Raw genomic sequence first — 19,714 nt, forward strand, 5'->3', positions numbered from 1 at the left:
TATCACCCGCGTTGACGGCTCCGGCGCCCCGCAGGACTCTGAGGAGGTGGGCATCAGGGTGCTCGGCCCGCTGACGGTGGACGGCTCGGGGGAACTGGGACGGCGGGACCGGGTGGTTCTCGCATCGCTGGCGACCAACCCCGGACATCCGGTGAGCGCCGACCAGCTCACCGACGCGCTCTGGGGCGAGCGCCCTCCGGCGTCGGCGGGCAAGATCCTGCAGGGGTGCGTGGTCCGGATCCGGAAGGTGCTGGGGCGGGAGGCGGTCCAGACGTCAGCGCACGGCTATGCGCTGCACCTGCCCACCGAGGACGTGGACTCGCTGCGGTTCGAGGACCAGGTCGGCCGGGCTCGCGAGCTGCTCACGCTCGGCGAGACCAACCGGGCGGCGTACCTGCTGACCGACGCGCTGGCCCTGTGGCACGGGGAGGCCTTCGCCGACCTGGAGAGGAGCTGGGAGCCGGCCCTGGCGGCCGCCGCGCGGCTCTCCGAGCTGCGCCTGGAGGCCGAGGAGCTCCGGGTCGACGCCCTGCTTCGGGCCGGGCGGTACCGCGAGGTCCTCTCCGAGGCACAGGTCCTGGTCCGCGCCGCGCCGCTGCGTGAGCACCGCTGGGTGCTGCTGGCCCGCGCGCAGTACCAGTCCGGGCAGCAGGGGGAGGCGCTGCGCACCATCCACCAGCTCAAGGGGGTCCTGGCCGAGAACCTGGGCATCGATCCGGGCCCCGACGTGGTCGCGTTGGAGACGTCGATCCTCCGGCAAGACACCTCGTTGCTGGTGGCCGATGCTCCCGCCCCGTCGGTCACCTGTCCGTGGCTGGGCCTCAGGGCGTACGGCGTGGAGGACGCCGACTGGTTCTTCGGGCGGGACGACGACGTGGCCGCCTGCCTGGAGGTCCTGGCACGGACCTCGGTGCTCGCCCTGGTTGGGCCCTCGGGCTCGGGCAAGTCGTCGCTGCTGCGGGCCGGGGTGGCGGCCGCCCTGCGACGTCGCGGGCAACCCAGCGTGACCATCACGCCCGGCTCCCACCCCATGGAGTCGCTGACCGCACTCGCGCAGGTGCCGCGCGGGGCGGCCCTGTTGATCGACCAGTGCGAGGAGCTGTTCTCACTGTGCGAGGACCCCGAGGAGCAGCAGGAGTTCCTCCGTGCCCTGACCGCCGAGGCCGCGAACCGGTTCGTGGTCGTCGCCCTGCGCGCCGACCACCTGGCCGACGTCGCCGGCCACGCGGGCTTCAGCCGGCTCGTCGAGCGGGGGATGTACCTGGTCGGTGGTCTGGACGAGGAGGGCCTGCGCACCGCGGTGGAGACACCTGCCCGTCAAGCGGGGCTGCTGATCGAGCCGGGCCTGGTCGACCTCCTCGTCCGCGAGGTCCGGAACGACCCCGGGGCGCTGCCCCTGATGTCGCACGCGCTGCAGGAGACCTGGAAGCGACGCGAGGGCAGCACGCTCACCGTGGCCGGGTACCGCGCGAGCGGCGGCATCAACGGAGCCGTGGCCCAGTCGGCGGAAGGCCTCTACTCACAGGTCGCGGTGGACCAGAGAGACCTGCTGCGCGACCTCGTCCTCCGCCTGGTCTCGCCGGGTCCCGAGGGCGAACCGGTCCGTACCCGGGTGCCGCGACGCCTGGTCGGCACCGACCCCGAGCACGAGCAGCTCATCGAGATGCTGGTCACCGCCAGGCTGGTCACCAGCGACGACGGCGCCCTCGAGATCACCCACGAGGCCCTCACCCGGGCCTGGCCCCGGCTCCGCGGCTGGCTCGACGACGACGTCGAGGGCCAGCGCATCCGTCACCACCTCTCGGCCGCCGCCGACGCCTGGGAGGCACTGGGCCGTCCCGACAGCGAGCTCTACCGGGGCGTCCGGCTGGCCCGGGCGCTCGACTGGGGGGCCGACAAGGGCACCGCCCTCACCGAGGCGGAGCGGCAGTTCCTCGAGGCGTCCTCCCGCCTCGCCCAAGCCGAGCAGCAGAGCATCGCCGAGCGAGCACGGGCGCAGGCCCGGTTGATCCGCCGGCTCCGGGGCGCGCTGGCGGGCGCCGCCGTACTCCTCGTCCTCGCGCTGGTCGCGGGGGTCCTGGCCGCCGTGCAGTCCGGCCGGGCGAACGAGAAGGCCGCCGAGGCGGAGCAGGCGGCCGTCTCCGCCGACGCGCGGAGGGTCGGCGCGCGTTCCCAGCTTACGGACGACATCAGCCTGTCGCTGCTGCTAGCCGCTGCAGGGGTGCGGCTGGACGACTCTCCGGAGACCCGGGCGAACCTGGTGACCGCGCTGGCCACGCAGCCGCACCTGGTCCTGTCGGCGAAGCCCGCAGGAGACTACTTGGAGAGCCTGGCCGTCAGTCGCGACGGCCGCTTCATCGCCTCCTCGGACGGTCAGAACCGGATGCACCTCTACGACGCCGCCACCAACCAGCTGCTGCGCAGCCATCCCGCCGGCGGTGGTGAGGGGTGGATCCTGCCGGCGTTCAGCCCGGACAGCAGGCAGGTCGCCGTCGTCCTGGAGGCCCAGCGCTCCACGGCGCCCGTGCGCCTGCTGGACACGGACACCATGAAGCCGACGAGGAAACTCACCTTCCCCGGGAACAAGCCGGTGTACGGCGTGGATGTCGGGTTCAGCGCCGATGGTCGCTACCTGGCTGCCACCGTGCAAACGGTCTTCTGGGGAGAGGGAGCCGAGGACTCCCCGGGCTACGCGCTGGTCTGGGACCTCCGCACTCCGTCCTCGCCCCCCGTTCGGGTGCCCACCGGAACCGAAGCCCAGTTCATGGCGCTCAGCCCGGACGGTCGGGTCCTCTACACGGGTTGGCCGCTGACGGCGTACGACGTGGCGTCCGGCGACCGGATCTGGCGACGCGAGGACATCACGATCTGGGGCCCCCTCGACCTGAACAAAGAGGGGACCCTGCTGGCCCTCGGGGACTTCGGGAGTAGAAGGCGCAGTACAGCAGTGCTGGTGCGCGCCTCCGACGGGGCGACGCTCCACACCCTGCGCGGGCACAGAGCCCAGGTCCGCGACATCGCATTCTCGCCCGACGGCTCGGTGGTCGGGTCGCACTCCGACGACGGTGAGCTCGTCGTCTGGGACACCGCCACCGGCCGGCCGCTGGAACGATGGGACACCTCATCTCAGTGGGGCGTCGGCTTCAGCCGGGATGGGGACCTGGTTCACGAGGGCGGCGGCCCGTCGATGCTGAGCACCTGGGACCGGTCGATGGAGGACACGTACCTGCAGCGGACGACCTTGGTCGGTGACGCCGCGGTCTTCGCGCACGCGGGCCTCTCACCGGACGGGCGGCAGGTGGCCTATCGCTGGACCGACGACATGGGCACGGCGTGGGTCAGGTTCGTCGACACCGCTACCGGAGAGCCGACGGCTCAGACGGAGCTGCCGGCGCAGCCGCTTCCGGGGTCCTTCGGCACCTGGCGTCCCGACGGCGGTAGGTACCTCGGCTGGGGGAACAACGGCGGTGTGACGGTCCTCGACACCAGGACGGGCGAAGTCGTCGGCCACAGGAAGCTGGTGTACGACATCGACTCCGTGGCGTACGTCGACGGAGGCCAACGTCTTCTGGTGGGAGGCATCAAGGGGCGGGCCCACCTCCTGGACGCCGAGACCCTGCTTCCCAAGGGCAATGCCTTCGATCTTGCCGCGGGAATCCCCACCCCTATCGGGGACGGGAGCACCGCGATGGTCCAGGATCTGTACGGCGACGGCACCGCGGGGCACTGGCGCATTATCGACCTCGGCACCGGTGACGTTCGGTCCGAGGGCGACCTGGACCTGTTTGCGTTCACCTCGGTTGCCTCGCCGGACGGCTCGATGATGGCGGTGGCGGGGAAGACCGGCGAGATCGTCACGATCGATGTCTCGAGTGGGAAGGAACAGCGGCGCTTCCCCGGCCTCGGCGCCCAGGTGCTCTCGCTCGACTACTCCGCGGACGGGGAGCTGCTGGTCTCGGGCGCGGACGACGGTGGGGTCAGCCTGTGGGACGCCACGACGCTCGACCTGCTGGGCACCATGCACCCGCCCCACCAGGGAGACCCGGTCCCGTCCGGCGCGCAGTTCGTCGGCGACACCCACGACGTGGCGATCGCGTCGTACGACGGCGGGGTCTACCGCTGGGAGACCGACCTCGACCGGGCCGTCGACTTCGCCTGCCGGATGGCCGGCCGCGACCTGACGAAGAAGGAGTGGGAGGCGGTCCTGCCCGCCCAGCCCTACCGGTCCGTCTGCCCCGACGAGTGAGCGGTCACCCGACGATGGGGTCCCACCGTGGTGACTCGTCCATCGGTCCACCGAAGCGCTGTGACCGGTCACGCCGACGCCAGTAAGGTCCGTTCATGGGGTTCCGGCTCGGTGTTGACCTCGGGACGACGTTCACTGCCGCCGCCGTGGACGACGGCGGCGGTGCGCGGATGGTCGGACTGGGGAACCGGGCCCTTCAGGTTCCGTCGGTCGTCTACCTGACCACCGACGGGACGTTCCTGGTCGGGGAGGCGGCGGAGCGTCGGGCCGCGCAGGACCCCAGCCGGTCGGCGCGTGAGTTCAAGCGTCGGTTCGGGGACACGGTCCCGATCCTGCTGGGCGGGCAGCCGTTCTCGCCCCAGGCGCTGACCGCGCAGGTGCTGGCGTGGGTGGTTTCCGTGGTCACCGAGCGGGAGGGGTCCGGGCCCGACCAGGTGGTGGTGACCCATCCGGCCAACTGGGGCGGCTACAAGCTCGAGCTGCTGCAGCAGACCCTGGCTCTCGCGGACGTTGCCGACGCGGTGACCCTCACCGAGCCCGAGGCGGCCGCGACCCGCTACGCCACGCGCGCCGACCTCGTCGTCGGCGACAAGGTCGCGGTCTTCGACCTCGGTGGGGGAACTTTCGACGTCTGCGTGCTGGAGCGGGAGGAGAGCGGCTTCTCGATCCTCGGCAGCCCCGACGGGGTGGAGCACCTGGGCGGCATCGACTTCGACGAAGCGGTCTTCCAGCACGTCCTGGGCATGCTGCCCGAGCAGGTGACTGCCGCCGACGCCTCCGGCGACCAGGCCGTCGCCGCACTGACCCGGCTTCGACGGGACTGCGTGGAGGCGAAGGAGGCCCTGTCCAGCGATGTCGACACCGACATCTCCGTGACCCTGCCCGGGTTCTCCACGACCGTGCGTCTCACCCGCGCCGAGCTGGAGGGGATGATCGCCTCCCCGCTGAACCAGACCATCGCCGCGACCCGGCGCGCCCTGCGGTCGTCCCAGGTCACGCCCGAGGGCCTTGCCGCCGTCGTCCTGGTCGGGGGCAGCTCACGCATCCCGCTGGTCAGCCACCTGCTGCACAGCGAGCTCGGGGTCAGGACCGCGATGGACACCCACCCCAAGCACGACATCGNGGTCAGGACCGCGATGGACACCCACCCCAAGCACGACATCGCGCTCGGTGCCGCACAGCTCGCCCTCACCACGGCGTCCAACGCACCCTCCGTGGCCCCGCCGGCACCCGTCTGGCCCACCCGCAAGGGCGCGGCGGCGCCTGAGAGCACGGTCACTCCCGTCGCGTCGACACCGGCAGCCGCCCAGGACGATGTCCCTGCGAGGGTGGCGGCCGCCCCGGCGGCGTCGCCCGCCCCCGTCGAGGACCAGCCCAGGAGACGGCGGCCCTGGCGGTCATGGGCTGATGGCCCCGACCGCAGGCGCCGCATCGCGTTGGTCACCGGTGCTGCCCTCGCCCCCGTCGTGGTCGCGGCCGCCGCGTTCGGCGTCGCCGCCCTGGTCCGCGGCGACGACGGCGGCCGGCCGTCCACGAGCACGACGCCGTCGCCTGGTCCGTCTGACTCCGACTCCGAACCGACGGCCACGGTCCCGCCCCCGGGCGGCAAGATCCTCCCGAGGACGAGCTTCGTCGTCTCGATCCACGAGGGCGCAGGCACCGGCTTCGACCTGTTCGTCGGAGACCAGGCAGGAAAGCTCACCCCGCTGGTCGTGGCGCCGCGCGACCAGCTGATGGCATCCATCTCACCGGACCGCGAGGTCCTGCAGTACGTGACGCAGGACATCGACGCCGGAGACGCCCCGGGCGAACGCCGCCAGCTCGTGATGCGAAGCGACGGGAAGCCGCGGGCGATGTTCACGGACCGGCTCACCCCGAACCTGTTCTGCGGGAGGCTCGCCTGGGGCCCGACGGACGGCCACGTCGCCATGACCTGCCAGGTCGACGACCCCGCGGCCGGAGCCACGGAGGAGTCCACCCCGAGCGACACGGTGCGCACGGCCACCGTCGACGACCAGGGGCAGGTCGTCACGGACTCGCTCGAGGAGGTGACGGCCTTCGACATCCAGGGTCTGAGCAACCTCAGCTACACCGGCACCGGCGCGCTCGTGGCCAGCCACAAGGGGACGTCGGACTCGGGGATCTACTCCTTGAAGCCGGGCAACGCCGAGCCGAAGCGGCTGACCTCCCGGCCGGACAGCGACTCGATCGGGGCGCCGAACGACGACCGGGTGGTGTTCCGGAGGGCGGGGGCTCTGTACCTGGTGGATGCCGACGGCGGGACAACGGAGTGCGCCGGGGAGGTCGTCCAGGACGAGGGCACGGGTACACAGCTCTGCCGACTCACCGACGGAGGCCGCGGTAGTGGAGCGTACGCCGACAACGACCCCACCTGGTCCTGGGACGGCAGGTGGATCCTGTTCCGCCGGGTGTGGCCCGAGCGTCAGCAGCTGATGAAGCTGGAGGTAGCGCACCCGCAGAACCCCACGTCCATCGGCAGCGCGGTGGCGAGGATGGGCCCCCCGGTGTGGGCCAGCCGCTAGGTGCCGGGTCGGCGCACCCGACCCCGGGTCAGTGGTCCCGGTCCCCCAAACGGACCATTCCGGGGCTCCTTCGACCGTCCTAGAGTTGTTTGTTGTCTTTCGCGGCCCGGGCAGGGTGTCCCTGAGTCGGGCGGGCGGAGAGCTCGGGTGAGGGCGCCATGACGAAACTAGGCATCCGCGGGATCTACGAGGCGGCACTGGCGGCCGGTTTCACGCCGGACCAGGCAACGACCTGGACGGCGATCGCACTGGCCGAGTCCGGTGGGGAGACCGGCGCGCACAACCCGCGCGGCGAGGACTCCCGCGGGCTGTGGCAGATCAACGTCGCGCCGAACGTCCGGAAGAACATCTGGGGCGACCTGAGCGATCCACGGGTGAACGCGCGCGCCGCGTACGACATCTCGAACCACGGGACCGACATGCGCCCCTGGACGACCACGCACGCATCGCACCAGGGGACCGCGTCCGACTACCGCACCTACCTCGACGACGTCTCTGCGATCACCGGCTACTCGGGCGACCCACGCGGGGTCGAGGGCTACGGGTCACCCCTGCCACCCCCGCTTCCACCGTCGTCACCGTCGCCCACGGCGACCATGACGACGTCGTACGACGCCATCGACCCCGGCATGCAGCCCGGCGGCAACATCGACAGCGACCAAGACGGGCTGACGGACGCGTTCGAGCAGAGTGTCGGCAGCCGGCCGGACACCGCCGACACGGACCAGGACTCCCTGTCCGACGCCTACGAGGTCGCAGTGAGCCACACCGACCCCGGTCTCGCCGACTCCGACGCGGACACCCTGACCGACTCGACCGAGGCCGTGCTCGGGACGTCCGCAACCACCTGGGACAGCGACCAGGACGGTGCCTCGGACGGCATCGAGGTCCAGTACGGCGCCGACCCCCTGCAGGCCGACCGGAAGATCGACCCGGCACTCGTGGCCGCGGCGACGCCGCCTGCCCCGGCCGGCACGTTCGACACGGCGCAGACGGGGACCGCCGACGTCCAGGACTTCCGGGGCAAGGACCCGTGGGCGAGGGTCAGCATCGACGGCGAGACCGTGGACAACTTCACGGCGGCAGCCCTGCAGTCTGCGGCGCAGGATGCCGGGACCGACTGGCGCGTCCTGCAGGGTTCGTTCTCGCACGACGTGGCGGCCTCGGGTTCCACCCACGCGGGCGGGGGCGTCGTCGACGTCGTTCCGACCAACGGGGACTGGGACGGCGCGGTCTCGGCCCTTCGGAAGACCGGCTTCGCAGCGTGGATCAGGAACGTCCCGGGGCACGGCCAGGCGGGCTCCGGGGAGCACATCCACGCCGTCCTGATGGGCGACGAGCAGCTGTCGGACCAGGCGGCGATCCAGGTCCAGTCGTACCTGAACAACGACAACGGCCTGGAGGGCTCCGCACCCGACGACGGGCCTCGCCAGTTCGTCAACAACCGCTTCTCGTGGGAAGCGATGAGCGCCACGTCAGGCGGCGTCACCCCGGGGCTGGGGGAGCCGGGCCAGCTCGCGGCGATGTCGACGTCGCCCTTCCAGATCGACCAGGGGGCCGCGCCCGACCAGGTCGGGGACTTCGACCACGACGGACTCAGCCTGGCCTTCGAGCAGAGCCAGGGCCTCGACCCCTACTCGCCCGACAGCGACAGCGACGGCCAGCCGGACGCGCTGGAGGCGCTCGTGTCGGGCCGGCCACAGTCGCCCGGCGCCGTGGCAGCCGCGTTGGGGGGCCTGGCCCCCGGCGAGGACACGGATGCGGACGGTTTGAGCAACGCCTACGAAGCGGCACGCGGTCTCGACCCACGGCTTGCGGACACCGACAGCGACGGCCTGAGCGACGGCACGGAGATGGCCGTGGGCACCGATGCGCACTCCATCGACACCGACTTCGACGGTCTCACCGACCGGATCGAGGTCCAGCTGGGGACCGACCCGCTGAGCAGCTCGTTGCCGGACCCGGGTCTGCCGGACCCGGACCTGCCGGACACTGGTCTGCCGGACACTGGGTTGCCGGACCCGGGTGGAGTCGACGGCGACCTCGACGTCGGCTAGCCGCAGGGGGAGGCGTGTCCGGGTTCGTTGACGTCAGCCGGTACCGACCGGAACCGACCGGACTCGTGCGGCCGCGGCTGCTCGACCCGTTGCTGTCCGAAGACGCGCCCGGCGTGGTCGTGGTCATCGCCCCGGCAGGTTCGGGCAAGACCACGCTCCTCTCCCGCGCTGCCGTGCTGAGCCCACGCTCGGTGATCTGGCTCGAGGCGACCCCCGAGCAGCGCACCGGCCAGGGTTTCGTCCGGAGCCTGGCCGGCGCCGTCAACAGCGCGCTCGGGCTGGACCTCCCCGAGCCGGCCTGCGCGACCGACCTCGTCTCCGCCCTCGCCGACCTCCACGACCAACGGATCCTCCTCGTGCTGGACGACGTGCACGAGCTCGACGGGTCGAGTGCGGGGAACGACGTGGCGGAGCTGCTCCGTTGGCGGCCCAGGCACGTGCGGGTGGCTCTCGGGACCCGCCGTCCCCTGGTCGCGAACACGGCACGGCTGATGGTCTCGGGAGAGCTCGTGGAGCTGGACAGCGAGGCGCTGAGGTTCCGCTCCTGGGAGGTGGAGGAGCTGTTCCGGCTCGTCTACGGCGAGCCGCTGTCCCCGGAAGCCGCAGCCGCCCTGACCAGGCGGACCGGAGGGTGGGCGGCCGGTCTGATGCTGTTCCACCTCTCCACGACGGGGAAGTCGGCGGTCGACCGGGAACGGGCCGTCGCCGACCTCGGCGGACGCTCCCGGCTCATCCGGACCTACCTGACGCGAACCGTGCTCGACGAGCTCGATCCGGAGAGACGGGAGTTCCTGCTCGCCACCTGCACGCTCGGCACCCTGAGCGGGCCGCTGTGCGACCGGCTGCTGGGCCACGAGGGATCGGCGGGCGTGCTCGAGGACCTCGCGTCACGCCAGTTCTTCACCACGGTGGCCGAGAACGGTCTCTCCTACCGGTATCACCAGGTGCTCCAGACGTTGCTGGAGGGACTCCTCGTCGACGAGCTCGGGGTCGAGGCGGCGACCGACCTCTACGCACGCAGCGCGTGCCTCCTGGAGGCAGAGGGACTCGTCCGCGAGGCGCTGCGTGCGTACGCCATGGCCGACGACTTCGCCTCGGTGGGACGGCTGGTCCAGCAGTCGACGGCTGGTCTGGCGACCGACCTCGACCTGGTGACCGCCGACCGCGTGTGCGACGACCCGTGGCTGGCGCTCGTGCGGGCACGCCGGCTGGTCAGGTCGGGGGCCTTCGCGGCCGCGGTCGACGCCTTCCGCGCGGCGGAGGGTCTCCTGGACGACTCCGAGTTCCGGCGTCGGTGCGCCGAGGAGCGCGCGGTCGCGGGCGTGTGGCTGGCGGATGCAGCCCCGCAGCCCACGGTCCCGGGCGCACGGACGGCGCGATCCGTCTCCGCGACGGTGCGTGCTGCGACCCGGAAGCTGCCCCCGCCCGACCGCGTCCCGACGCACCCGCTGGCCGGAGGAGTCGTGCTGCTGCTCGCCGGGGAGTTCACGGCAGCCTGCCAGCGGCTGGCCGAGGTCCCGGCAGCCTCGGCCGCGGAGCAGCTGTTCGCAGATCTGGCCCGGGTCGTGGCCGAGATCGCCGACGGCCGCGCGACCCGCTCCGTGGCGACCCTGGAGCAGATCATCCTCACTGCCGAGGTCGAGGAGCAGCCGTGGGTCGCGCGCGCCGCCCGCGGCGTGCAGAGCGCGGTGCTGCTGGCGACGACGGGCGCGTCCTGGCGGGTGGACTCGTGCGAGTCGCTCATCCGGGACTGTCGGCGATTCGGGGACTCGTGGGGCGAGATGCTCCTGACGGGGGCTCTCGGAGCTGCGTTGGCCCTCTGTGACGACCGTGGTGCCGACCGGTGGCTCGCGCAGGCGGTGCACGAGGCCGACGTGCTCGACGCGCCCGTCCTCGGAGCCTGGGCGGAGGCCCTGAGGGCGCACGTCCCCGCTCACGCCGACGACGCCGATGCCACGGCCCGGGTGGAGCGGGCGAGGTCGTCGGCCCGGTCCGCGGGCCTGCATCCCCCGGAGGCACGCATCGCAGGTTGGCTGGAACGGTCGCCGGCGGCTGCGGCGCCGGTTCCCCACGGAGTCGTCGTCCGCTGCCTGGGGCCGTTCGAGATCGTGGTCGACGGCACCGTGGCCACCCTCCCTCGCCTGCGACCCCTGCCGCGCGCCCTGCTGCTCCTGCTGGCCCTCGACCTCGGCCACGACGTCCACCGGGAGGTGCTGATCGACCGACTGTGGCCCGACGTCCCGCTCGACGCGGCCACGCACCGGCTCCACGCCGCCGCCTCGAGCGTGCGGCGATGCCTCGCCGACGCCGGTCTGGGGGACGACGTCGTACGGCGCCACGGGAGCGCGTACAGCCTCAGCATCGAGGGGGCGGTCCTCGACGTGGCGGAGCTCGAGTCCCGGCTCCGCGAGGCCGCGAGGTGCGCCGCGCGCGGTGACGACGAGGGTGCTCTGGGCGCCCACGTGCGGGCGCTCGAGGCGTACCGGGGCGACCTCCTGGGCGAGGTCGGGCCGGCCGAGTGGGTCGTCGCAGACCGGGACCGGCTCCGGGTCGCGGCGGCGACGGCGGCGTACGCAGCCGGAGAGGCCGGCCTCCGGCTGCGCTCGCCGGCGTACGCGATGCCGTTCGTGCGGAGGGCGATCCAGCTCGACCCGCTCCGCGACTCAGCGTGGGCGCTGCTGGCCGAGATCCAGGAAGGCATGGGCGACGTCAGCTCCGCAGCAGCGACCCGCCAGGAGCACGAGCTGGTCGAGGCCCGGTTGACCGGGCCGTGACGCGGACCCTCCTAGGTCCGGACGACGTCGACCCGGTGGACCACGTGGGCCGGCTTGAGCGCCGAGACCACGAGGTCGAGCCGGGACGGGTCCACCGTCCGGTCGTCCGGCGCGAACACGACGACGACGAAGGCCTGGACCGGTTCCCCGGGCAACGCGGCGTCCGCGTCGGTCGACCACGCCACCGCGCCCGTCTCCTGCACCTCCGCACGGAGTCCGAAGACCGCCTCCACGGCGAGCTCGATGCCGCGCGGCGTCCCTTGGATGCCCTGGAGGGTGACGGCCCGGCGCAGCAGCGAGCGCTGGCGTTCACGCGCCTGCCCCGGGTCGAGGACCACCCCGGTCCAGGCGGCCAGCCAGGGGAGGAGGTCCTCCGGCGCGGTGGCGACGTCGAGGTACGCCGGGAGGTTGTCCAGCGTGCACAGCACCGGCGCCATCACCTCGTCGAGGGCCGAGCAGAACCGCTCCACGAACGAGTGCTCCTGGTACATCCCGGGGAGCGTGGGCGTGAAGGGGTGGGGGCTCGGCAGGCCCGCGACACCGGCGCGCATCACTGCACCCGGACCTGGTGCTCGTAGGAGTACACGAGCCCCGTGGCGGGGAGGTCGAGGCGCTGCACCGGACTCTGACGTCGCCCGGTCCGGGGGTCGGCCGGGAACAGCGTCACCGACACCTCCTGTGCCATGTCGACACCGGGGATCCGGGCGAGCGCCGCGTGCACCTCGTGGGACTGGACCGACCGTCCGAACGGCCAGCCGGTGCCGTCCGGTCCGCCGGTGAGCGGGTCGAGGAACCCGTACAGCGCCCTGAGCACCTCGTCGTGGACGACGTCCGCGTCGTACCGCTCCCTGGCATGGACGTCGGCCACCACGGTCAGGCCGCTGTAACGCGGAGGCGCGACCAGCACGCGGGTGCCGACCAGGCGGCAGGCGTCCAGTGCCTCGGCGATCCGCTGCAGCATGCCCTCCTCGGGTGCCAGGTCGTCACGCCGGACCCGGCCGACGTGGTCGCCGGCGACGTTCGGGACCACCAGGACCAGCACCCCCTCGCCCTCGTCGCCCTCCCGGCTGGCCGCGCAGTGCACCCGCGCGGCCTCCGGTGCGACGTCGCGTGCGAGCTGGACGAAGTCCTCGGCGGTCACGGCGCGACCGCGGGCCCGCAGCAGCATCGGGCCGCGCACCTTGGCGTCCTCGAGCGTCTCGGCGTCCGAGCCGCCGACGACGGCGGCGCGGTTCTCGACCCGGGCGACGTACGGGACGCTGGTCTTCAGCACCCGCACCTGCCCGGCGGTGACGTTGCCCCGTCGGCCGCCCCCGCTGCGGTAGGCGGTCAGCAGCAGGCCGGCGCTGCGTGGCGGCACCGCGCCGTAGTGCCGGAGCGAGCCGTCGGCCAGCCGGACGGCCGGTCCGAACTGCACCTCGCCGGCCACGTGGTCGAGCCGGAAGTGGAGGTCCTCGGGCGCCGACTCGGCGAACTGGCGGACCTCGGTCCACACCTGCTCGCCCTCCGGCGTGGTCACCTCCAGCGTCGCGGTCCCGGGGGAGGCCAGCACTGGCCGGCGCAGCAACGGGAACCGCTGGCCCGGCGTGCCGTCGGACGTGCCGAGGGTCTCGCGGTGCTGCACCTCGGCGTTCTCCATCGGCACCGTTCCGCCGATCGTGAAGGCCGTGATCGCGTTGACCCGCGGCGGTGCGGTGTACGTCGGTTGGTCCGGGAGCGCCTCGACCAGCCGGCAGCGCAGCCAGCCGGCTCGCTCGCGCGCGATGATCGATGCCTGGTGGTCGTCGGGCACGTGCAGCACGACGTCGCCGTCCTTGTTGAGGCCGCCCGTGTCGTCGTGGTCGACCTCGCAGGGGCTCCAGGTGGTGCCGGTCCAGGCCTCCCACACGCGCGGCGGCCGCCGGGGGTCCACGCCGACTCCAGAGACCGTGCACTCCATGCGCAGGGTGACCGCGCACGACGGGACGGCGTTGCTGAGCCCGATCAGCAGGGCGTCGCCCGGGGTGGGGCTCGGCGAGAACACCGCGAAGCCCTGCTCTCCCGACAGCGCTGCGGTGAGGTCCACCGGCTCCGCGCCGACGAGAGCGGTGCCGGCCCGGTTGAAGGAGCAGGGCACGATCTCGAGGTCGCGCAGCGTGGAGAACACGATCGGGTCGTGGATGTCGGTGCGCGGCGTGGCCACCTGCGTCTCGCTGCGCACCAGCACCCGCTGCGGCTGCGGAGCCGAGAGCCAGAGCGTGACCCGCCCGGTGGCCGCCGCGGGTGGCCGCAGCTCGACACCGATCATCTCGAGGAACTTGACGTAGTTGAGGTCGGGCACCCGGTTGAGCCGGTAGATCAGCTGGTCGACCATCTGCGCGAACGCCTCGATCAGGGTGACCCCCGGGTCGGAGACGTTGTGGTCGGTCCACTCCGGGCACCGGGTCTGCACGAGCCGCTTGGCCTCGTCCACGAGGCCCTGGAAGGTGCGGTCGTCGAGGTTGGGGGCGGGCAGCATGTCAGACCTCCAGCTCGGAAGGGGCGTTGACCGGGCCGGTCAGCTCCTGGTCGGGGATCACGTAGAACGGGAAGACGAGGTTGCGCGGGTCGTTGCTGCCGACGATGACGTAGGAGACGTCGACGTACACCCGGCCCACCTCGATCCGGTCGTAGCCGACGCCCACCTCGAGCACCACGATCCGGGGCTCCCACCGCTCGAGCGCCTCCCGCACGTCGTAGGCGATCTGGCCGGCGGTGGCACCGTTGGCGGGGCCGAAGACGTGGTCGTGGATCCGACATCCGAACTCCGGTCGCATCGGGCGTTCGCCGCGGGCCGTGCCGAGGATCAGCCGGATGGCCTGCTCGACCTCGCGCTCGCGCGTCACGAGCGCGACCCCGCCGGTCGCGTCGGTCGTGGGCGGGAAGGCCCAGCCGGCGCCGATGAAGTCCGGGTTCACCTCATCCTCCGATCAGCACGGTCGGGGTGCCCATCACGATGGGAGCGCCGCACGCGGTCATGTCGCCCATCCGGGCGGCGGGCATTCCGCCGATCAGCACGGTCGGGCACCCCGGCGGGATGATCGCGTTGGGCGGGTGCGGGACGACGCCGGGGAACGAGCAGATGTGCGGCGTGCCGACGGTGGCCGCGGGCTGGCCGGCGATCAGGACGGTCGGTACGCCGGGAGGGCCGATCACGCCGGGGTGTCCGGTCGGGTCCCCGACCCTGGCTGCTGCGGGCATCGCGCGCTCCTTCCTCGCCCTGCCTGCTAGTTGATCCTGACCATGGCGCCGGACAGCGACGCCGTGGCCTGGCCCTTGAGGTCCAGGGTCGAGCCGGACACCTTGACCGCCCCGCCGCCGCCGTCGACGGTCACCCCCTGCGTGGCCTTGATGGAGATCTGGCCGCCCGTGAGCTCGAGCTTGGCGCTCGCGGAGTCGATCGTGACCCCTTGCTTGCCCTCGATCAGGACGGTGCCGTCCGAGTGCAGCGTCACCTTGGTGCCGCTGGCGTCGAGCCGGAGGCTGACCTTGCCGTCGCCGCCCTCGACCGTGACGCCCTCGGTCTTCCCGTCCTCGTCGAGGAAGTCGATCCGGTGCCCGTTGCGGGAGACGAACGAGCGCCGGTTGACCACGCCCTTGCCGCCGTCGACGGCGGGGATCCCCTTCGCGCTGGGCTGGTCGACCCCGTTGTAGAGGCCGCCGAGGACGTAGGGGCGCCGGAAGTCTCCCTGCTCGAAGACGACGAGGACCTCGTCCCCGACCTCGGGCAGGACGAGCGCGCCGCGGTCCTTCCCGGCTCCCGCCTGGACGGTCCGCGCCCAACCGCTGACGTAGCTGTCGTCGAGCCACGGGAAGCGCAGCCGGGCCCGGCCGGTCTTCTCGGGGTCGTTGACGTCGTCGACCACCGCGACGACCACGCCGGACGGGGCGGTCGTGGCCGGCCCTCCGCCGCTGGCCAGCCCGAGCATGGTGCGGTCACGGACCCCGGTGACCGAGAACGCCGTCGTGTAGCCGGTGCTGGGGTCGAGCCGGTGTCGCGACGTGGTGACCGTGTACTTTCCGTCGAACGGGGATCCCAGGCCGTCCACGGTGACGGCGGTCCCGGCCCGCACCTCGGGGTTGCCACGGGCGACGCCCTCGAACTCCGCGAAGACGCCGGAGACCGCCTCGGCCAGCGACTCCGCGGCGACGTCGACCTCCGCCTGGGTGCGGTGCGGGACGTCGCTCGACACGTAGCGGGCGTCCCCGAACGTCCGCGCGAGCCTCGGCGGGTCGACGTCGGGCAGCACCACGGACGTGGTCGTCGCCTGCTTGGTGGCGGTCAGGGCCTGTTTGGTGGCGGTGTCCCAGCCACGGACCTCGACCTCTTTGACCTGCTCGGCCGACGTGACGACGGCGCGGAAGCGCAGCAGGTCGGCGCCGAGCCTGAGCACGAGCGGGTCCGGGTTCTCGGGTCCACCCGCGGCCGGCGCGCCGGACGCCTTGGTGGGCGGGCCGAAGCCGAACTTCCCCTCGCGGACCGTGACCTCGAAGCCGACGTCGGCGGCAAGCCGCTGCACGAGGTCCCAGTCGCTGGTGCCGGCCTGGGAGACGTGCTCGTAGACCGTGGTGGTGCTGGTGACCTCACCGGTCTGCAGGCCGGCGCGCCGGGCGACCTTCAGGACGATGTCGGAGGCCGTCATCTGCGTGTACGCCTCGGTACGCCGGCCGCGGAACAGGCGGTGCGCCGCGTCGTACCCACGGAGCACCACGAAGGTGCCACCGGCGTCGAACTCGGACTGCAGCGCCGTCACCTCACCGGTCATCAGGGGCACCGGTGCCTGGCTCGACGTCGTCGACACCGAGATCTTCACCGCCGACCCGACCTTGGCGCCGGTCTTGGTCAGGACCAGGTGCGAGGGGTCGCGGAAGCGGAGCTCGAAGAGGTCGGGGTACTGCTGGCTGTCGTCGACGAACGCCGCGGTGAGCAGCGGGGCGATGTCGGCGGGCAGCGCGGTGCCGTCGATCTCGACCAGGAAGGTGTTGGTGAAGGACACGGCTCACAGCTCCTCGGGCGTGGGCAGCAGGAGGCGGGTCCCGGGACGGCACCGCAGCGGGTCGTCGATCTCGTTGAACCGGGCCAGGGATCGCCAGGCGGTGGCGTCGCCGAACTCGGCGTACGCGACCGAGGCGAGCGAGTCGCCCTCGACCATCAGGTGCGCGCGACGTACGGCGTCGCTGCCGGAGGTCGGGTTCTGCTTCCCCGGCTCGGCAGGCATCTCCTCCAGGGAGACGCTGCAGAGCGCGCGGATCGGGAGCCCGTCGGCCGTGAACAGCGTGTACTTGGCGCTGACCGAGGTGACGAACGCCGGGAAGCTGGTGATCGAGCCCCACTGGAGGACGACCAGCGGAGGGCTGGGCTTCTTCTGGCCGGCGCTCTCCTCGGTCGGCACGGTGCAGCCGAAGAGCTGCTCGACGGCCTGGACGACGCTGCCGTCCTGCTTGCCGCTGGCGTCGAAGAACATCTCCAGCGTGAGCTTGCAGGGCTCGGAACCGCTGAACTCAGGCGGTCCGGCCTTCTTGGCACCCTTGGCGGTCTTCCGCTCCCACTTGGCGGCCTTCTGGATCGTGACCTCCTTCGGGTTGAACTGGAACGTGATGGTGTCCCGTTCGCCGCCGAGGCCCGACGGGGTGGCGTCGTAGAGCTTGAGGGTCGCCTTCTGCATCTGCGAGCGCGCGGTGTCGCCGGTCGGCGACGGCGGGGCGACGGCGCCGCCGCTGGCACTGGTCAGGGCCACGACGCTGCTCATGACGGGCTCATGACGGTGGCTTCGCGTCGGTGAACCCGTGGTGGGCCAGCTCGAGGGTCTCGGTCGCGACCTTCGGCGAGTCGAGGTTCAGGCTGGGGCCGGACCACTTGACCGGGATGACGCCGAGCAGGCCCCACGACGCCACGACCTTGCCCTCCGCCGTCATCGCGGAGATGTTCGCGGTCTTCGGCGTGACCCCGGTCGCCATGCTCGCCAGCCACTTCATGACCTCGGTGGTGTCGGCGCAGATCGGGCGGGTCAGCTTGATGTTGGAGAACTTGAGACGGGTCGGCAGCTGCCAGACGAAGTCGTTGTTGCCTCCCTCCTCGCGCTGCTCCAGGACCACCTCGATGCCGAGGCCTTCGCAGCTGTTGAAGGCACCCAGCTGCAGCTCGTCGATCTTGACGGCGAAGCAGACGCTGACCGCCGGCTCGGGGTAGGCGGGGCTCGTCATCAGGTGAGGCTCCTTCCGGAACGTTCACGATCCAGCCACAGCTCGGCCCGCAGCATCGCCGTCACCGGCCCGTAGAGGCGCCGGGCCAGCTCGTCGATGTCCGGCCCGCCTTGCTTGCCCGCCGGTGGCGACGTCGACCCCAGGGCGGCGGCTACCCCGGTCGCCGAGGGCGTCGGACCGGTGGTCCCGGCGGCGGGTTCGTCGGCCGTGGCCGCCGCTTCCGTGCCGTCCTCGGCGCGTTGCAGGACGGTCGTGACCGGACGCGTCGGCGGCTCCCAGGTCAGGGTGGTCACCGCGCCGTCGGCGGCGGTCGCGCCGGCATCGGTGGGTCGCGGGCGGGCCGGGGACGTGGTCGACGGGCGGTCGGCGGGTCCGGTGTCCGGGAAGATCCGCTGCAGCGGCAACGACCGGACCACACCGCTCGGGACGTCGTACGACGGCGCACCGGGGGTGTGCCCGGGTGTCGGCGCGACGTCGGGGAATGCCGGGACCGCCCCCGCAGGCTTCGCTCTGGGCGTGCCGACGGAAAGCGCGGGTCGGGACGCCGGTGCCGCGCTGCGCTGCACCGGGGGCGCAGCGGCCGTGGGCGACGGGCCGGAGGGCGACCACGGCGCGGGCCCCGGTGCCACCGCGCGCTCCGGGGCCGCCGGCGCGTCGGCGGCGGGCACCCGCTCGGGGACGACCAGCGGGACCGGGGCTTCGGCCGTCGCGTCGCGAGGTGCCGTTGCGGTGGCGGCGCGGACGGTCTGCACCTCGAGGGGCGGCGTCGGAACCCGGCGTACCGGAGTCCGGCCGGCGGTCGTCGACGAGGTCGCGGTCGGCCACATCAGCGTGGGGGGCGGGAGAGGCGGACCGACACCGGCCGCTGCCGGTGCCATCGCTGACCGCTGGACCGGGGGACCGGGCGACGGGGGGCGGACCGGCGACGCAGGGCTGGCCGTCGGACCCCCGGAGACCGGCGACCCGGGAGCCGGCGGCTCGGCCGTGCCCCTCAGGTCGACCATGGCAGGCAGGTCACCGGTGACGTCCGGTGAGGCTGCGGCGGGCGGTTCGGCGGGTGTGGGGATGTCGAGCGCGATCGGGCGCTCGCCGAGGAGCTGGACCGTCGGCGGTTCCGGGGCGGGCCCGGCGGTACTCGATTCGGCGCTCGGCTCGGCGGTGTCCGGCTCGGCGGCACGCGGTGCCGGGGCCAGGGCCCCGCGGTCGTGCTCCACCTCCGGCGACAGCACGGGAAGCCCGGGCACCGGCACGCCGGGGGTGCGCTGGACGGACGTCGGCGTCGACCCGGGCAACAACCCGGGCAACGACCCGGCCTCCGGTCCGGGCCCTGCCGGCGGCGGCAGCGTGGGTACCGGTCGCGGGACCGGGGAGGGCAGGGACGACACGGACGAACGACCCGGCGGAGGGCCGGTGATCGTGCGCGCCACGACGGGCAGCGTCCGCGTGGTCGGCGCCGTTGCCGGCTGGTCGGGCGCCGTCGCGCGCTGCACGGGCGGGCCCGCTGCGGCCGTGGTCGGCGGCGCGGGGGACGGCGCGGGGGAGGGCTGGAGCGAACGTGGCATCGGTGCCACCGAGGTGGGCTGTCCCGGCGTCGGGTCGGGTTCCGGCACGTCGATGCCGAGCGTGGGCACGACGTCCGGCTCGGGCGCGGCGTCTGGCTCGGGCGTCGGGCCCGGAGCGGCTCCTGCCTGCGCCGCGGGCGTGGGCGGTGCCTCCGGGGTCGCCGCCTCGTCGACCGAGCGCTGGACCGGAGGAGGTGCGACGGGGGCCGTAGCTGTCGGAGCGGCGGGGTGGGCCGACGGCGTCGGGGGAGCGGGAGGCAGCGCGGTCCGCCCGGCCGGCGCCGTGGGGAGCACCGGGACCTCGGGCGAC

Annotated in this window: 12 protein-coding genes; 4 read left to right on the plus strand and 8 right to left on the minus strand. The window is 73.0% G+C overall.

Annotated elements, in window-relative coordinates:
- Positions 1-46 precede the first annotated feature (46 nt).
- From EKO23_RS19595 to EKO23_RS19610, 4 genes are all read left to right on the plus strand, one after another.
- On the plus strand, positions 47-4,246 hold the full coding sequence (locus EKO23_RS19595; RefSeq protein WP_134719843.1) for an nSTAND1 domain-containing NTPase: 4,200 nt from the start codon (positions 47-49) through the stop codon (positions 4,244-4,246).
- 95 nt (positions 4,247-4,341) lie between these two features.
- Entirely contained in the window at positions 4,342-6,789 is a 2,448-nt protein-coding gene (locus tag EKO23_RS19600; protein WP_134719845.1) for an Hsp70 family protein, read from the plus strand.
- Positions 6,790-6,947: 158 nt separating this feature from the next.
- Positions 6,948-8,846, plus strand: a complete 1,899-nt coding sequence (locus EKO23_RS19605; protein WP_134719847.1) for a transglycosylase SLT domain-containing protein — start codon at positions 6,948-6,950, stop codon at positions 8,844-8,846.
- A 14-nt stretch (positions 8,847-8,860) separates the two neighbouring features.
- Complete coding sequence (locus EKO23_RS19610) at positions 8,861-11,620, plus strand: AfsR/SARP family transcriptional regulator (protein WP_134719849.1); 2,760 nt, start codon at positions 8,861-8,863, stop codon at positions 11,618-11,620.
- 11 nt (positions 11,621-11,631) lie between these two features.
- On the opposite strand, the gene EKO23_RS19615 is transcribed toward EKO23_RS19610, so the two are convergent.
- Genes EKO23_RS19615 through EKO23_RS19650 form a run of 8 tightly spaced genes read right to left on the minus strand, consistent with a single transcriptional unit; the run spans position 11,632 to position 18,720 of the window.
- Complete coding sequence (locus EKO23_RS19615; RefSeq protein WP_167880563.1) at positions 11,632-12,111, minus strand: phage tail protein; 480 nt, start codon at positions 12,109-12,111, stop codon at positions 11,632-11,634.
- A gap of 59 nt (positions 12,112-12,170) precedes the next feature.
- Positions 12,171-14,117 (minus strand): putative baseplate assembly protein, encoded by a 1,947-nt coding sequence (locus EKO23_RS19620; RefSeq protein ID WP_134719852.1) that lies wholly within the window; start codon positions 14,115-14,117, stop codon positions 12,171-12,173.
- A 1-nt stretch (position 14,118) separates the two neighbouring features.
- Positions 14,119-14,556 carry a GPW/gp25 family protein gene (locus tag EKO23_RS19625; RefSeq protein WP_134719854.1) on the minus strand — a complete coding sequence of 146 codons (438 nt, stop codon included), beginning with the start codon at positions 14,554-14,556 and terminating at the stop codon, positions 14,119-14,121.
- A 1-nt stretch (position 14,557) separates the two neighbouring features.
- The gene (locus EKO23_RS19630; protein WP_134719857.1) at positions 14,558-14,839 is read right to left on the minus strand and encodes a PAAR domain-containing protein; all 282 of its coding nucleotides are present in this window, start codon (positions 14,837-14,839) and stop codon (positions 14,558-14,560) included.
- A gap of 26 nt (positions 14,840-14,865) precedes the next feature.
- Positions 14,866-16,635, minus strand: a complete 1,770-nt coding sequence (locus EKO23_RS19635; protein WP_134719859.1) for a VgrG-related protein — start codon at positions 16,633-16,635, stop codon at positions 14,866-14,868.
- Positions 16,636-16,638: 3 nt separating this feature from the next.
- Complete coding sequence (locus tag EKO23_RS19640) at positions 16,639-17,388, minus strand: CIS tube protein (protein ID WP_134719861.1); 750 nt, start codon at positions 17,386-17,388, stop codon at positions 16,639-16,641.
- Between the two features lie 7 nt (positions 17,389-17,395).
- A complete protein-coding gene (locus tag EKO23_RS19645; RefSeq protein ID WP_134719863.1) occupies positions 17,396-17,842 on the minus strand; it encodes a phage tail protein in 447 nt (148 codons plus the stop codon).
- On the minus strand, positions 17,842-18,720 hold the full coding sequence (locus EKO23_RS19650; protein ID WP_134719865.1) for a hypothetical protein: 879 nt from the start codon (positions 18,718-18,720) through the stop codon (positions 17,842-17,844). Before EKO23_RS19650 ends, EKO23_RS19645 begins: the two co-directional genes overlap by 1 nt.
- Positions 18,721-19,714 lie beyond the last annotated feature (994 nt).

Origin of the sequence: Nocardioides guangzhouensis (assembly GCF_004519545.1) — a bacterium.
Taxonomy (GTDB): domain Bacteria; phylum Actinomycetota; class Actinomycetes; order Propionibacteriales; family Nocardioidaceae; genus Nocardioides; species Nocardioides guangzhouensis.

Bases quoted from the DNA above. Each gene is read 5' to 3' on its own strand.
- EKO23_RS19605 (WP_134719847.1), top strand. From the start codon at position 6,948: ATGACGAAACTAGGCATCCGCGGGATCTACGAGGCGGCACTGGCGGCC.
- EKO23_RS19615 (WP_167880563.1), bottom strand. From the start codon at position 12,111: ATGTACCAGGAGCACTCGTTCGTGGAGCGGTTCTGCTCGGCCCTCGAC.
- EKO23_RS19620 (WP_134719852.1), bottom strand. From the start codon at position 14,117: ATGCTGCCCGCCCCCAACCTCGACGACCGCACCTTCCAGGGCCTCGTG.
- EKO23_RS19630 (WP_134719857.1), bottom strand. From the start codon at position 14,839: ATGCCCGCAGCAGCCAGGGTCGGGGACCCGACCGGACACCCCGGCGTG.
- EKO23_RS19640 (WP_134719861.1), bottom strand. From the start codon at position 17,388: ATGAGCAGCGTCGTGGCCCTGACCAGTGCCAGCGGCGGCGCCGTCGCC.
- EKO23_RS19645 (WP_134719863.1), bottom strand. From the start codon at position 17,842: ATGACGAGCCCCGCCTACCCCGAGCCGGCGGTCAGCGTCTGCTTCGCC.
- EKO23_RS19650 (WP_134719865.1), bottom strand. From the start codon at position 18,720: ATGGCACCGGCAGCGGCCGGTGTCGGTCCGCCTCTCCCGCCCCCCACG.